General features: G+C 64.6%; 10 protein-coding genes. 6 read left to right on the top strand and 4 right to left on the bottom strand.

The window, feature by feature from the left end; translation table 11 throughout:
- Window positions 1-742, top strand: a 742-nt coding sequence (locus VMS96_07710; protein HVP43303.1) for an FtsX-like permease family protein, incomplete at its 5' end; no start/stop codon positions are given.
- A complete protein-coding gene (locus VMS96_07705) occupies window positions 742-1,971 on the top strand; it encodes an ATP-binding cassette domain-containing protein (protein ID HVP43302.1) in 1,230 nt (409 codons plus the stop codon). The genes VMS96_07710 and VMS96_07705, both read left to right, overlap by 1 nt.
- 28 nt (window positions 1,972-1,999) lie before the next feature.
- Here VMS96_07705 and VMS96_07700 read toward each other — a convergent pair whose 3' ends face one another.
- The 3 genes from VMS96_07700 to VMS96_07690 form a co-directional block, all read right to left on the bottom strand.
- Window positions 2,000-3,733, bottom strand: a complete 1,734-nt coding sequence (locus VMS96_07700; protein HVP43301.1) for a chloride channel protein — start codon at window positions 3,731-3,733, stop codon at window positions 2,000-2,002.
- The gene (locus tag VMS96_07695; GenBank protein HVP43300.1) at window positions 3,730-4,773 is read right to left on the bottom strand and encodes a tetratricopeptide repeat protein; all 1,044 of its coding nucleotides are present in this window, start codon (window positions 4,771-4,773) and stop codon (window positions 3,730-3,732) included. The genes VMS96_07700 and VMS96_07695 overlap by 4 nt, the downstream gene beginning before the upstream one ends.
- Window positions 4,774-5,047: 274 nt before the next feature.
- Window positions 5,048-6,070, bottom strand: a complete 1,023-nt coding sequence (locus tag VMS96_07690) for an energy transducer TonB (GenBank protein HVP43299.1) — start codon at window positions 6,068-6,070, stop codon at window positions 5,048-5,050.
- 311 nt (window positions 6,071-6,381) lie between these two features.
- Between VMS96_07690 and ileS the strand changes: the two genes are divergently transcribed.
- From ileS to VMS96_07670, 4 genes are all read left to right on the top strand, one after another.
- Window positions 6,382-9,198, top strand: coding sequence for an isoleucine--tRNA ligase (gene ileS, locus VMS96_07685; protein HVP43298.1), 2,817 nt, complete (start codon window positions 6,382-6,384; stop codon window positions 9,196-9,198).
- Window positions 9,199-9,220: 22 nt separating this feature from the next.
- Window positions 9,221-9,715 carry a signal peptidase II gene (gene lspA / locus VMS96_07680; GenBank protein HVP43297.1) on the top strand — a complete coding sequence of 165 codons (495 nt, stop codon included), beginning with the start codon at window positions 9,221-9,223 and terminating at the stop codon, window positions 9,713-9,715.
- Between the two features lie 158 nt (window positions 9,716-9,873).
- Window positions 9,874-10,215, top strand: coding sequence for a hydrogenase maturation nickel metallochaperone HypA (locus VMS96_07675; GenBank protein HVP43296.1), 342 nt, complete (start codon window positions 9,874-9,876; stop codon window positions 10,213-10,215).
- A 49-nt stretch (window positions 10,216-10,264) separates the two neighbouring features.
- Complete coding sequence (locus VMS96_07670; GenBank protein HVP43295.1) at window positions 10,265-11,554, top strand: Glu/Leu/Phe/Val dehydrogenase; 1,290 nt, start codon at window positions 10,265-10,267, stop codon at window positions 11,552-11,554.
- A 51-nt stretch (window positions 11,555-11,605) separates the two neighbouring features.
- Here VMS96_07670 and VMS96_07665 read toward each other — a convergent pair whose 3' ends face one another.
- Window positions 11,606-13,822: a transglycosylase SLT domain-containing protein gene (locus VMS96_07665; protein HVP43294.1), complete on the bottom strand. Its 2,217-nt coding sequence runs from the start codon at window positions 13,820-13,822 to the stop codon at window positions 11,606-11,608.
- Window positions 13,823-14,213 lie beyond the last annotated feature (391 nt).

Here is a 14,213-nt window from a genome sequence, read left to right as displayed (position 1 = left end):
GTGGTCGGTGAGCGCGTGGCCGGCAAAGGAGGGTGAGGCGCTGGTGGGCAGCCGCGCGCAAGAACTGCTGCCCCAGGCCGGTGCGTCATTCAAGTTATACTTCAATAACAAGCCAATAACACTAACAAACAAAGGGATATTACAAACTGGTTCTGGCGAAGACAGCCGGGTCTACCTGGACCTGCGGGAGTTCGCGGGGTGGACCGGTCTGGGTACATCGACGATTGAGGTTGCGGTCGCCGGCTCCTCCGGCGACATATCGCAGGCAATCACAGAATTGCAGGCGGCCTTCCCCCCCGCCAGGGTCGAGCCCGTACGGCAGATCGTCGAGGCCGAAGGCCGCGTGCTCAACAAGACTCGCATGACGCTGCTGGCCTCTACCCTGCTTATCATCCTGACGGCGGCGCTATGCCTGCTGGCCACCCTGACCGCCTCGGTGCTCGACCGCCGCAAGGACTTCGCGGTGATGAAGGCGCTGGGGGCTTCCAACCGCGCGGTGAATGCCGTCTTCGCGGCCGAGGCTGTGGGTTTGGGTGCCGCGGGCGCGATCGCAGGCTTTGCTGGCGGATTGGGCATCGCCTTCCTGATCGCAAGGTTCAACCTCAGCGCGGCGGTCTCGCCGCGCCTCAGCATCTTCCCCTCGGTCCTGGTGGGAAGCGTGCTGATCTCGCTGGCCGCGGCGTTGCTTCCGTTGCGGCTGCTGCAGCGGGTCCAGCCGGCCACGATCCTGAGAGGAGAGTAGTGTCGATCGAACTCAAGCACGTCAGCAAGCTCTATCCGGCGCGGGCCGAGGGCAATGGCGGCACCATCCGGGCGCTGGACGAGGTCACGCTCTCGGTCAAGCGCGGCGAGTGGCTGGCGGTGATGGGCCCGTCGGGGTCCGGGAAGTCCACGCTGGTGAACCTGATCGGGTGCCTGGACCAGCCCAGCTCGGGCGAGATCTGGCTCGACGGACAGAACGTGGCCGCCTTGTCGGCCTCGGAGCTGGCCCGCTTTCGCGCCGAGAAGATCGGCTTCATCTTCCAGCAATTCCATCTCATCCCCTATCTGACCGCGCTCGAGAACGTGATGCTGGCCCAATACTTCCACAGCATGACCGACCAGCAGGAGGCGCTGGAGGCACTGGAGCGGGTCGGCCTGGCCGACCGCGCGCACCACCTGCCGGCGCAGCTCTCCGGCGGCGAGCAGCAGCGGGTGTGCATCGCCCGGGCGCTGATCAACGACCCCAGCATCATCCTGGCGGACGAGCCCACCGGCAACCTCGACGCGCAGAACGAGGAGATCGTGCTGCGCCTGCTGCGCGAGCTGCATGCCCAGGGGCGCACTATCATCATGGTGACCCACGATCCGGTGATGGCTCGCCTGGCCGAGCGCCGCATCGACCTGCACCACGGGCGCATCGCCGCCCACGAGATCTTCTCCCTCTCCGACGAGGAGCAGTTCGACGAGGTCCTGGAGGAGATGTGGGTGCTCGAAGAGCACGGCGAGCCCGCCGAAGTCGAGCGCATGTCGGCCGACGGCCTGCTGCCGGTCTCCGTCGCGGTGGAGAAGATGGCGAAGCTGGGGCTGGTCAGCGTGCAGCCGCATCCGCCACAAGTGCACGACCACAAGCCGGTGGTGAATCCCTGTCACGAGCAGATCCACCACGCCGGGACGGGTCCCGCCGACGGCAGCCTGCTGGTGGAGTTCACCGAGCGGGGACGGGCCAAGGCCTCCGACATCATCCGCCGCCATCGCCTGGCGGAGCGGCTCTTCACCCAAACCTTGGAGATGGAGAACGAAGCCGAGATCGAGCAGCAGGCCTGCAAGTTCGAGCACATCCTATCGCCCGAAGCCACGGAGAAGATCTGCGCGCTGCTGGGACATCCGGCCACCTGCCCCCACGGGGCGCCGATCCCGGCGGGGCCGTGTTGTACGAGGGTGCGCTCGGAGAGCTCAGCGTCCGCTAAAAGTACCGTGTACGGGGATTGAGACACCCGTACAAGCTACCCTGGCAAGCCTACCCGGCAGCCAGGTTTTCGGCGACTTTCGTGTCCTCAGCCGCGCGACCGGCGCGGCGATATGCCTCCACGATGTCCTGCACCGATACCACCCCTATCAACTCGTGGATGTTGACGCGGTGCACCACCGGCATCACCGGGTAGGTGTGGATCTGGCGCAGGGCGACGTCCAGAGCATGATCCGGATGCAGGACGGGCACCGGCATAAGCTCGGCCCCGCTGAGCGCCTGCCCGCCCGCCCCCGCGCGCTGCAGTTCGAGCATCTGGGTCCAGCCGACGCCGTACCAGTTGCCCGCGGGGTCCACGGCCAGTAGGTGCTTTTCGCCGCTGCCCTCGGCCAGAGCGATCGAATCAGCGATCGAGCTGATGGTGAGCAGAGGCGGAACCGTGGGCAGACGCATGGCATCTTCCACCCGCAGGATCGTCGTCTCCCGCTCTTCTTCCATCGATGGCAGGTACACGCCATCCTGCACGGACAGCAGGTCGAAGATCGGAGTCCGCTGGAAGGCACGAGAGATCAAATAGGCGATGGTATTGGAGATGATCACCGGGACGATGATGCCGTAGTTCCCGCTGACTTCGAGGATCATGAATACGGAGGTCATGGGAGCGCGCAGGAAGCCGGCAAAGAGCGTCCCCATGCCCACCAACGCATAGGCGCCGATAGGAACGGTGAGCTGCGGCAAGAAGATGCGTTCCACGCTGCCCACCGCCCCGCCCAACATCGCCCCGACAAAAAGGGTGGGGGCAAAGAGGCCGCCCGGGGTGCCGCTGCTGAAGGACAGCGTGGTGGCCAGGATCTTGAACCCGGCCAGCAGGCCCAGCAACTGCCAGGTGTACTGGTCGTGCATGGCTTGGTCGATGAACTCGTACCCGGCGCCCATCACTTGCGGGAAGCGCAGGCCGATGAGCCCGATCAGGAATCCAGCCGCCGCTGGCTGGAAATACTGGGTCCAGCGCGGGAGCGCCTTCATCCGCGGCCGCGTAAGACCGATCAGCTTCTGAAAAACAACCGAAGCGATCCCTCCGATCACCCCCAGGACGGCATAGGCCGCAAGCTCTCCAGGGTGGTTGAGCGCGATGGAAGGAATGCGGAACAGCGGCGCCTCGCCCAGGAACCATCGCTCTACCACCACGCTGGAAACTGCCGCCAGCACTACCGAACCGAGGATGCCGGCGCTCCACCGTCCGATCACTTCCTCGATGACAAAGAGCACGGCGGTGATGGGCGAATTGAAGGCCGCGGCCAACCCGGCAGCAGCCCCCACCGGCGCCACCAGGCGCATTCGTTCGCGAGACAGGTGCAACTTGCGGCCGATGAGCGACGCCAAGCCCGCGCCGATCTGCAACGACGGGTCTTCTGGACCCAGGGAGTGGCCGCTGCCGATGGCCGCTCCGGCGGTCAGGAACTTGCCGATCACGGTGTTGAAAGGGATATAGCCGTCGGAGATGTAGAGCGCGCCCTTGGTCTGGTTGACTCCGCTGCCCCGCGCGCGGGGAAAAAAGCGGATCACGAGCACGGCGACCACCAGTCCGATGAGAGCGGGCGCCAGGATGATGCGGCGCGACGGAGGCACCAGGGCCGATCCCAGCAGCCATAGCCGGCACCATTCGATGGCGATCCGGAAGCACACCACCGCCAGCCCCGAGAACACCCCGATCACGATGGCCAGCAAGAGAAAGAACTGCTGTTCGGGGATCGGCTTTCGGAGGCGGTCGGTCGCCGCACTCATTGCTCCCCCTCGGAGTGGCTGCGTCCGATGAGCAGCAAAGCCAGATCCAGGCCCTGGGGCTGGCCGCAGGACTCGGCGGCCGCCTCTTCCGCCGCGAAGGCAACCTTCGCCGAACCGATCAGCAGATCGGGATCGTGCCGCAGCGCCTGAAGCTTCTTCTTGTCCTGTGCAGAGTCAAGCTGCTGGAGCATCTGTTCGAGCTCCGGGGGGGTGCCCCCGGCCTTGTCGGTTTGGGAGGCGCACGCCTCCAGCCGATTGGTCGCTGTTGCCATGGCCTGGATCGTTCTTTGAACACGCGCGCCGAACGATACTCTGCGATCGAGGGGATCGTTCTTCAGGATCAGATCAGTCAAGTCCAGGAGGCGGGTTATTTCCGCGTCCGTATTTCCCCGTGACTTGGCCTGTTCCAGGTAGGATTCGGCCGTCGCATATTTCTTCAGCGCGAAGGCAGCGCGCCCCGCCGCCGCCAGCAGCTTGGGCTCGCGCGGCGAAGACTGCAGCGCAGACTGGAACTGTCGTTCTGCGTTCGCGGCATCATCCGCTTGCAGGAACAACTCGCCCACGGTGTAGGCCAGGTCCGCGGTTGGGGGAGAATTCGCCACCAGGGCCAGCAACTCGGCGTCGGCCTCCCGTTTGCCATTCTCGCCCAGCAGGAAGTGGGCCAGCTCGAGGCGGGCCTGCAGGCGATTCTGTTGCGGCGACGAATCCCACACCCCGTAGATCGCATTGTGGTAATACTGCGTGGCATCGCGAATATCTTTCCGGCTGGCCGCGATCCGCCCGAGCTGCAGGTTCACCAGCCCATTCGCAGGTTGGTGCTCCCACATGTTGAGCAGGTAGGAACGGGCCTGCTCGGAGCGCCCCGCAGTCAGCAGCGAATCCACCATGGCGTAGCGGAGCTGTTGGCTCGTCGGGTCGTAGCGCAACGCATTCTGGAAGGCTTCCACGGCGCCTGACGGCTGAGAGGCTTGCAAGAAGGCGTGGCCCTTGGCTTCCCATTGCTTGGCGAGTCGGCTCTCCTTGGCGCGATACGATGCCACGGCGTACCTGGTCGCCAGGAAGAAGACGATGCCGATGACCAAGAGCAGCGCTAGCACGCCGGCTTCACTGCGAAAGGTCAGCGGCGATCGCTCCTGGCGCGCGCCGCAGACGGTGCAGGCTCCAGCGGGCCGAAGAGTCGCTCCGCAAGTTGGGCAAGTCCCAGGTTGGGGCACTGACTTATCGTATTCCGACGCTGTTGCCGGGCGCAAACACGCAAAAGTATAAGGGGAAGGCAGGTTCGCCTTCCCCTTGGTTTTCCCCGTATTGATCCGATCAATACAGCCGGAAACTCACCTCGACATTGATCTGCACCGGGACTGGGCGGCCGTCCTTCATGGCGGGCTCGAATCGCCAGCGCCGGACCGCTTCCACCGCCTTCTCATCCAGTCCCAAACCCAGGCTGCGGGAGACGCGGATGTCGCGCGGGTTGCCGTTCTGGTCCACGATCAGCCACAGGACGACGACGCCCTGATACTTGGCCTTGCGCGCTTCTTCGGAATATTCGGGATCCGGGGTCGAGAGCGGGCGCGGGGCCGAGACGCCTCCGCCGACCCGGAAGACGCCGCCGCCAATACCGCCGCCGGAACCCGGTCCCACGCCGGGTCCGCTCCCCGACCCGACGCCGCCACCGCTACCGGAACCTATACCCCCGCCTGAACCCACGCCATTCGACGGAGGACCCGAAACCTTGGAGAGCGGGTCGCCCAGGTTCGGCAAGCCATTGGAGGGCAACTTCACCTGCGGCGGAACCACCACCGTAGGCTCGACTGCCAGCTTCGGATTGTCGTTGCGGATGACCACCGCGGGAGGCGTGATCTGCTCCATGGAGAGCTTCGGGAGCTTCCCTTTGGGCGCCTGCAGCTTGTCGCGGTCTCCACCGCCTCCGCCGCCGCCGATGGTGTCGTTCTTCTTGGACGAGAGGGGTACGTATTCGGAGAGGTCGGGGGCGACCAGGGTCACCGTCTCCTGCTTCTTGGCCGCGTCGTAGGTCTTCTTCCCCGCGTAGGACATGGCGATCAGGAGCGCGACCATCAGGATGTGCACGATCACCGAGGTCGTGGCCGCCTGCTTGTGGTTGTCGTAGTCTCCCCAGATCTCACGGACCGGGGCCGGCTTGGCGGTGAGCTGCAGCGGCGGGAGCTTTTCTGGAAAAAAGACGTCGTGAAGGTTGCTGATGAGCGAACTCAGCCAGGACTGCTCCACGCTATACATCATGCGAACCAGGTGCTGGTTCGCATCTGAGTGCGGGTTGCTTGACGACCCTGTCTTCTTGGGGATCAACACCGAATTTGCCATAACCCCTTTCGCCCTGATTGCCCCAGTTCTGGCTGCGATCAGCCGAATCGCTGTTCAACATTCCAGATGGTCAGATGTTCTGGGAACCCTCACATCCCTGAGTTAGATGCTCCGCACGCCCACCAGGAACCGGCAAAAACTCACCCCATTGAACATCCTTAACCCTAAACCTTAGTTCAAGTTGCGGACCCGAGGACAGGATGCCTTGGTGCAATCGCGGGACGATTTCGGGCATGTCCTACCGTCTTCCGTGCTCGTGGGCGGCGGTGCTGCCTCTATAATTGAGTTTTATCCCTGCTCGCGGAGACGGAATGGCAGCGCCCGTGGACCTGAAGGCCACCATCAACCTTCCCAAGACCGCCTTCCCCATGAAGGCCAACCTGCCGCAGAACGAGCCCAAGCTGCTCGCGCGCTGGGAGGGCATGGGTCTGTACCAGCTCATCCGGCAGGCGCGGAAGGGTGCGCCCATCTACGTCATGCACGACGGTCCGCCCTACGCCAACGACGTCATCCACCTGGGCACGGCGCTTAACAAGACAGTGAAGGACCTGGTGGTGAAATCGAAGACCATGGCCGGCTTCGATGCGCCCTACGTGCCCGGCTGGGACTGCCATGGCCTGCCCATCGAGATCAAGGTGGACCGGCAGTTGGGGGCTAAGAAGCGGGGGATGGCGCCCATCGAGGTGCGTCGCGCCTGCCGTACCCACGCCGAGAAATACGTGGACATCCAGAGAAAGCAGTTCAAGCGCATCGGCACCTTCGGGCAGTGGGACGACCCCTACCTGACCATGTCGCCGCAGTACGAGGCCTGGGTGCTGCGCACCCTCTACGAGATCTTCGAGAAGGGCCTGGTGTACAAGGGGCTGCGCCCGGTGTACTGGTGCATCCATGACCGCACTGCGCTGGCGGAAGCGGAAGTGGAATACGAGCCGCACACCAGCCCCAGCATCTGGGTAAAGTACGCGCTCACCAGCGACCCGGCGAAGATCGACCCGGCGCTGGCCGGGAAGAAGGTCAGCACCATCATCTGGACCACCACGCCCTGGACGCTGCCGGCGTCAATGGCCGTCGCCTTCCACCCGGAGCTGGAATACGTGGCGCTGGAATCCGGCGGCGAGCACTACATTGTGGCCTCGCACCTGGCACTGGCCACGATCGAGAACTGCAAGCTGGCGGGCGCAAGGCCGGTGGCCAGCTTTCCGGGCACACGGCTGGAGCAATCGACCTTCGCCCATCCCTTCCTGCAGCGGAGCATCCTGGGTGTGCTCGCCACCTACGTGACCACCGACCAGGGCACGGGAGCGGTACACACCGCGCCGTCGCATGGCGCCGACGACTTTTACACCGGCCTGAAATACAAGCTCGACGCCACCTGCAACGTGGACGCCGCCGGGCGCCTGCACAACGGACTTCCGGAGTACGAAGGGCTCACCGTCTTCAAGGCCAATGAGCCCATCATCGAGCTGATAAAGTCGCGGGGCGTGCTGATGGCGCGCGGAGACATCGAACATTCGTATCCCCACTGCTGGCGCTGCCACAATCCGGTGATCTTCCGCGCCACCGAGCAGTGGTTCATCTCCATGGACGCTCCCCTGGACGGAAGCAGCCTCCGCCAGCGTTCCCTGGAGGAGATCAAGACCGTCAAGTGGGACCCGGCCTGGGGCGAGGAGCGGATCACCAACATGGTCGCGGAGCGGCCCGACTGGTGCATCTCGCGGCAGCGGGTCTGGGGAGTGCCCATCGCCTTCTTCTCCTGCGAAGCCTGCGGCCAGATCGTCCACTCGCGCGAAGTGAACCAGGCCGTGGTCCGCCTGGTGGAGCGGGAGGGGGTGGACGCCTGGTACACCAGGCAGCCCGCGGAGATCCTGCCTGCGAACACGCGCTGCGCCAAGTGCGGCAAGGGTGATTTCCGCAAGGAGATGGACATCATCGACGTCTGGTTCGAGTCCGGGTGCAGCCACGCGGCGGTGCTGGGCCACCAGCCCGATCTCCCCTGGCCCGCCGACCTCTATGCGGAAGGCGGCGATCAGTACCGAGGCTGGTTCCATTCCTCGCTGCTGTGCGCGGTCGGCTCGCGCGGCAAGGCCCCTTACCGGGTGGTTTCCACCATCGGCTGGACCCTCGACCCGCAGGGCCGCGCCATGTCGAAGTCGCTGGGCAATACCGTCGATCCGGCAGAGGTTTCGGACAAGCTCGGCGCTGAGATCGTGCGCTTCTGGGTCTCGTCGGTGGATTTCCGGGAGGACGTCCGCAATTCTGACGAGATGATGCAGAGGCTCGCCGAGCTTTACCGCAAGATCCGCAATACCTTCCGCTTCATCCTGGGCAACCTCGATGGCTTCGACCCGGCGCGGAACTCCGTTCCCTTCATGCGCATGGAAGCGATCGACCGCTACATGCTGCTGCGCACCTCCGATTTCAGCCGTGACCTGCAGAAGTGGTACGAATCCTTCGAGTTTCACAAGGTCTATCAGGCGGCGGTGAACTTCTGCATCACCGACCTGAGCGCGGTTTACTTCGACGTCCTGAAGGACCGGCTCTACACCTTCGCCCCCGACCAACCGGCACGGCGCTCGGCGCAGACCGCTATCTGGCGGATCGGCGAGGCGCTGGTGCGGCTGCTGGCGCCCATCCTGAGCTTTACCTGCGAAGAGGTGTGGGGGTTCCTCCCCGCGGTGCAGGACCGAGGTCCGAGCGTCCATCTTGCTCTGTTTCCGAAAGCCGAGGAGATCGCCGACGGCGACGATGCACGGTTGCGCGCCGACTGGATTACCCTTCTGGCGGTGCGTTCCGAGGTGTTGAAGGCGCTGGAGGCGGCCCGCAACGAAAAACAGATCGGAAGCGGCCTGGAGGCTGCCGTGCGGGTCTTTGCCCCAGAAGCCACCTATCCCGTGCTCGACAAGTACGCCAGGGAGCTGCGCTACTTGTTCATTGTCTCGGAGGTGGCGCTGGAGCGCGTGCCCGGAGGCAATGGGGCTGCCGGCATCAAAGTAGAGGTGCGGCCAGCGCCCGGCGCGAAGTGCGAGCGCTGCTGGAACTATTCGACCCAGGTCGGCGCCGATCCGGAGCACCCGACCATCTGTGAGCGTTGCACCGCCGCCCTGAAGGAGATCGTCTCTGGCCACTAATCTCCCATCGGCCCCGCACGCCATGCGCAAGCTCCACCTGCTGCTCGCGGTCATCGTGCTCGCTCTGGACCGGGTCACGAAGTGGGCGGTCGCGCAGAAGATCGCGCTGCACGAGAACATCAGCGTGGTCCCGGGATTCTTTCGCCTGACCCACGTGCAGAACCGAGGCGCGGCATTCGGGCTGTTCTCGGACTCGGCCTCGGAGTACAAAGTGGCGGTGCTGGTGTTGTTCTCGCTGGTCGCCCTGGTCGTGGTCTCGACACTGCTCTGGAAGAACAGCCACCGCCTGACCACGACCGGAGTGGGGCTGGCGCTGATCCTGGGTGGGGCCCTGGGAAATCTGTGGGACCGCATCCTTACCGGCCACGTCGTCGACTTCCTGCTGTTCTACATCGGCAGCTACCAATGGCCGGCCTTCAACGTCGCCGATGCCGCCATCGTGGTCGGGGCCGCGCTGCTGGTGGCCGAGATCCTGTTCGCGAAACCCCCGGCACAACACGTCGCTGCCCAGCGCTAGCAAGCGCCCGCCTTGTAGAAATCCCTCCCCGCCGGGTGTATGCTCCCCCTATTCCGTGGACGGCTTTGTGGGGGTCGTCGCTGCTTTTCCGGCCGGTTGCGCCAGGACCTTCCTTCTTGACTCCCCCTTTCACGGTCATTCGGCATCCGGAGTCAGTCATGGATGAGCGCGAACTCGCCAATCATGTTTTTGAAGTCCTCGACCAGACCGCGCACCGCAACGCCATCAGTCACGTGATGGCTGTGCGACTTGCCATCGGCGGGCGGCGCAACTTCGACCTCGAGCGCCTGCGGTCCAGCTTCGCCGACGTCGCCCGCGGCACGGTCGCGGAGGGCGCGCGGCTTGAGGTCAAGGTGTTGCCGGTCGTTCGCCACTGCCGCAATTGTGGCGGTGACTTCGAGGGTTCGGCAGCGGATTCACCTTGCCCGTTGTGCGGCCATCCGGTCACCGAGGCCCGCGGCGGCGAAGAGGTACGGGTCCTCGACATCCAGGTGGACTGACCCGGCGGCCCCAGGCCCTGGTACGAAATCACTGAGGAGACACTCCACTATGGCCACTGCCCGCGTTCCTCATGTAGTAGCTCCTAAAAGCCAGGAAGATCTCAATTCCTTCCGCATCGCCATGCATCAATTCGATACCGCCGCCGCAAAAATGAACCTCGATGCCGGGATGCGCGAGGTGCTGCGGCGTCCTCGCCGCGCCCTTTCGCTGTCGTTGCCGGTGAAGATGGACGACGGCTCGTTACGCGTCTTCGAAGGCTTCCGCGTCCAGCACAATACCGCCCGCGGACCCTGCAAGGGCGGCATCCGCTACCATCCCAACGTCACCTACGACGAGGTCCAGGCGCTCGCCTCCTGGATGACCTGGAAGTGCGCCACCGTCAACATTCCCTTCGGCGGCGCCAAGGGCGGCATCGTTTGCGATCCCAAGAGTCTCTCCAAGGACGAACTGGAGCGGCTCACCCGCCGTTATGCCTACGAGATATCCCCCATCATCGGCCCCGACCGCGACATCCCCGCCCCCGACGTCTACACCGACGCCCAGACCATGGCCTGGATCATGGACACCTACAGCATGACCCAGGGCCACAGCGCGCCGGGCGTGGTGACCGGCAAGCCGACCTACCTGGGCGGCTCCTTCGGGCGTCACGAGGCCACGGCGCGCGGCTGTTTCTTCGTGATACGCGCCGCCTGCAATGTCCTCAACATCGAGCTGCGAGGGGCCACGGTCGCCATCCAGGGCTTCGGCAACGCGGGCAGCATTGCCGCCGAGCTGCTGCACCAGAACGGCGCCAAGGTCATTGCGGTGAGCGACTCCAAGGGCGGCGTCTTGAGCAAGAAGGGCCTCGACATCGCCGCCGTGCTGGCGCACAAGGAGAGGTCAGGGTCGGTGGTGAAGTTCTCCGGTTCTTCCCCGATCAGCAGCACCGACCTGCTGGAGCTCGACTGCGACATCCTGGTCCCGGCCGCGCTCGAGAACCAGATCACCGCCGCCAATGCCGACCAGATCAAGGCCCGGATCGTGGCCGAGGCTGCCAACGGTCCCACCACGCCGGCGGCCGACGCCGTGCTCCACAAGAAGGGGGTGATGGTGCTGCCCGATATCCTGGCTAATGCCGGCGGCGTCACCGTCAGCTACTTCGAGTGGGTGCAGGACTTGCAGGAACTCTTCTGGGACGAAGACGACGTCAACCGCCGCCTGGAGAAGGTGATGACCCGTTCCTTCTCCGACGTGCACAGCACCGCCAAAAAGTACAGAGTGGACATGCGTACCGGCGCTTACATCCTGGCCATCGACCGGGTCGCCACCGCCATGAAGGCGCGTGGCATCTGGCCGTAGCATGCTTCTTCTGGGACGCGGGGCGCCCCGCGTCCCATACCCTCTTTTCGATCAGCGCTTGTCGGCGGCTTCCACCGCCGCCTCGCGATACAGGCGGCGATACAACGCCGCATTGCGCACGATCGCCTGCACGTACTCCCGGGTCTCGGTGAAAGGGATGGACTCGACGAACTCCGGCACGTCGCGGAAGCTGCTGTGCCCGCGCCAGTCGGCCACCCGGTCCGTGCCCGCGTTGTAGGCAGCGAGGGCGTACTCCACAGTACCGTCGTACTTGTCGAGCATGTGGCGGAAATAGCGGGTTCCGAGACGCAGGTTGACATCCGGGTTGAGCAGCATGCTGTAGTTGAAGCCGCGCATCTTAGTCTCTTTGGCCAGCTTCTTCCCTACCCCGGGCAGCAACTGCATCAGGCCGAGGGCGTTGGCGCGGGAAATAGCCCCGGGATTGAATTCCGACTCCTGCCGGATCAGCGAGGCCACCAGGTAAGGATCAAGACCGTTGTCGCCGGCGCTGCGCCTCAGGTCGGCCCAATAGGGCCGCGGAAACAGGCTCTCCCAGAAGCTGCGCGGCAGTTGCGCCAGGTCCAGCGAGAAATAGCCCGGATAGGCGCGCTTGAGCGTCTGCAATGCGCGATGATACTGGCCGCTCTCCTGGTAGATGCGGGCGATCTCGGCGTAGGCCCAATCAGCGTCCCCGCCAGCCTGCAGCTCGCGCACGGCCAGCTCCACCAGGCCTCCGTTCGCCAGCAGCAGGCTCTTCTGCGCCCGCAGATTGTCGCTGGGGGCCGTGAGGTCTTCCTGGATAGCACGAACGGACAAGGGAGGCACCCGGGCCAGCACCGCATCCGGCCTGCCTTCCCCCGGCTGGAAGAGCGCCAGCCGCTGCCGGGCCATTTCCGCGTAGTAATACGAGCGATAGCGCTCCGTCAGCTTCTCGTAGTAGGCGCGGGCCAATGCCCAGTCCTTCTCGTCCTCCGCAATCCTTCCCCGCCAGTAGAGAGCGGCGGTGACCTCTTGCGATTGCGGATACAGCGAGACCTGCTGCTCGAAGCGGTACTTGGCTTCTGCGCTCCGTCCCAGGCGATAGGTGAGCCAAGCGGCACGCCAGTGGCAATAGGGCGAGAAGCGGCCCCCCGGGAATCGCTCGTCGAGCTCGCTGTAGAGGGCAGCAGCGCGCTCAAAGTTCCGGTCGAGCAGGTACATGTTTGCGGCCGAGAGCAACTCTTCGGCGAACCACGGGCTCTTCGGCGACTCTTGCCGGAACCGTTCCAAGTATTGCTCGACCTTCTTCTGGTCGGGACGGGCGATCTCCGCCAGCACGTAGAGACGCAGGGCGTTGGCCTCCTCGGGCGCGCCCTGAAGGTCCTGCAGGATGTCCTTCGCTTCCCGCTCCCGGCCGCTCTTGTAAAGCGCGTAGGCCAGAGAGCTCTTTAGCGCGGCGGCGTCCCCCGGGGGAACATCCCGCTGCAGCGCGCGATATTCCTGCGCTGCGTCCGCGTATCGCTTCCCCTGGACCAGCAGATCAGCGCGCTGCTTGCGCTGGGCGAAGCTCACCGGCGGCAAGGTGCCCGCCTGCTCCAGGGTGTCCTTGGGGCCGCGAGCGCTTTCGGCCTGACTGCTGAGGGGCATGCCGTAAAAGAGGTTGCGCAGGGTGGTGAGCGCCTTGACGTTGTTCTTGTCCGCCAGGTAAGCCCGGCCCAGCGCCAACTCCACCTCGGCCCGCGTCGGGGTACGGTGTGCCTCCAAGGCCTGCACCGCACGACGGGCCTCGCCGGTTGCAACCAGGGCATTAGCATAAGAAACCAGCGCGTCCCGCGAGAGCATGGAATCGGGGTGGCGGGCATCGAACTCGCGCAAGACCTCCAGCGCGGCTTCCGGCTTGCCGGTCGCCAGGTAGGCCTCTCCCAGGTGGTAGTCGACGTAATCTCCCAACTCCTCGGCGTTAGGGCGGGCCTTCTTCAGCGCCTCGATCTCCCGCTCGGGATGTTGGTCCAGGTGGTGGGCGTAGCCGATGGCCAGCCAGGCCAGCGCGCCCGGATCCCCCGGATGACTGCGCGCATATTTCTCCACGCCGGCGTAAGCGGCAGGCGTGCGGTCGGCGATCAACTGCATCGCCATCGGCTTCAGGTCGGCGGAAGCCACGAAGGCCCGGTGCACCTTGCGCACGCGCAGGCTGGGTGCCCGTTTCTTTTTCTTCTTGCTGGAGGTCTTAGGCGGCTTTTTCGACGCCGCCGGAGGGACCTGGGCGTGGCCCGCAACCGGGATCGCCAAGGATGCCAGGAGGAGGACGGAGGCGCAAAGAGACGACGGCCGCAAGCTCACATTCCAACTTACCCCGGAAACGAGCCTCCCATCAAGAACGTTATACGCTTTCTTAGAATCTGTAACTTACAGGTTCTCAAATGGGCTAGAAGTGCGAGAAAGGCACGATGTCCGAGTTGGTAGCACAATTTAACCCAAATTTTTCGGTTGTGATCCGATTTCCAACCGCCGCTCGGAAGCCCTGAGTCCGGCGAGAGGAGAGCGCACACTTGTGCCAAGGGGACTTATCAACAGTCATCGTTGCTCCAGCACCGAAGGCGAGGTAGCCTTGGCTGCCGCTACCTTCTGGCGGGCTTTCCTGGGAGCTTCTCCGAGAAGCTGAGATTCTTGAGCGCTAATT

It is taken from the genome of Terriglobales bacterium (assembly GCA_035543055.1).
GTDB lineage: Bacteria > Acidobacteriota > Terriglobia > Terriglobales > Acidobacteriaceae > JAIQFD01.
Note: the sequence above shows the minus strand (reverse complement) of the source record. Positions and strands in the feature narration are given on the sequence as shown.

What these genes read in the sequence shown, in the direction of transcription:
- VMS96_07700 (HVP43301.1), bottom strand. Translation starts at nt 3,733, where the DNA reads ATGAGTGCGGCGACCGACCGCCTCCGAAAGCCGATCCCCGAACAGCAG.
- VMS96_07690 (HVP43299.1), bottom strand. Translation starts at nt 6,070, where the DNA reads ATGGCAAATTCGGTGTTGATCCCCAAGAAGACAGGGTCGTCAAGCAAC.
- ileS (HVP43298.1), top strand. Translation starts at nt 6,382, where the DNA reads ATGGCAGCGCCCGTGGACCTGAAGGCCACCATCAACCTTCCCAAGACC.
- lspA (HVP43297.1), top strand. Translation starts at nt 9,221, where the DNA reads ATGCGCAAGCTCCACCTGCTGCTCGCGGTCATCGTGCTCGCTCTGGAC.
- VMS96_07675 (HVP43296.1), top strand. Translation starts at nt 9,874, where the DNA reads ATGGATGAGCGCGAACTCGCCAATCATGTTTTTGAAGTCCTCGACCAG.
- VMS96_07670 (HVP43295.1), top strand. Translation starts at nt 10,265, where the DNA reads ATGGCCACTGCCCGCGTTCCTCATGTAGTAGCTCCTAAAAGCCAGGAA.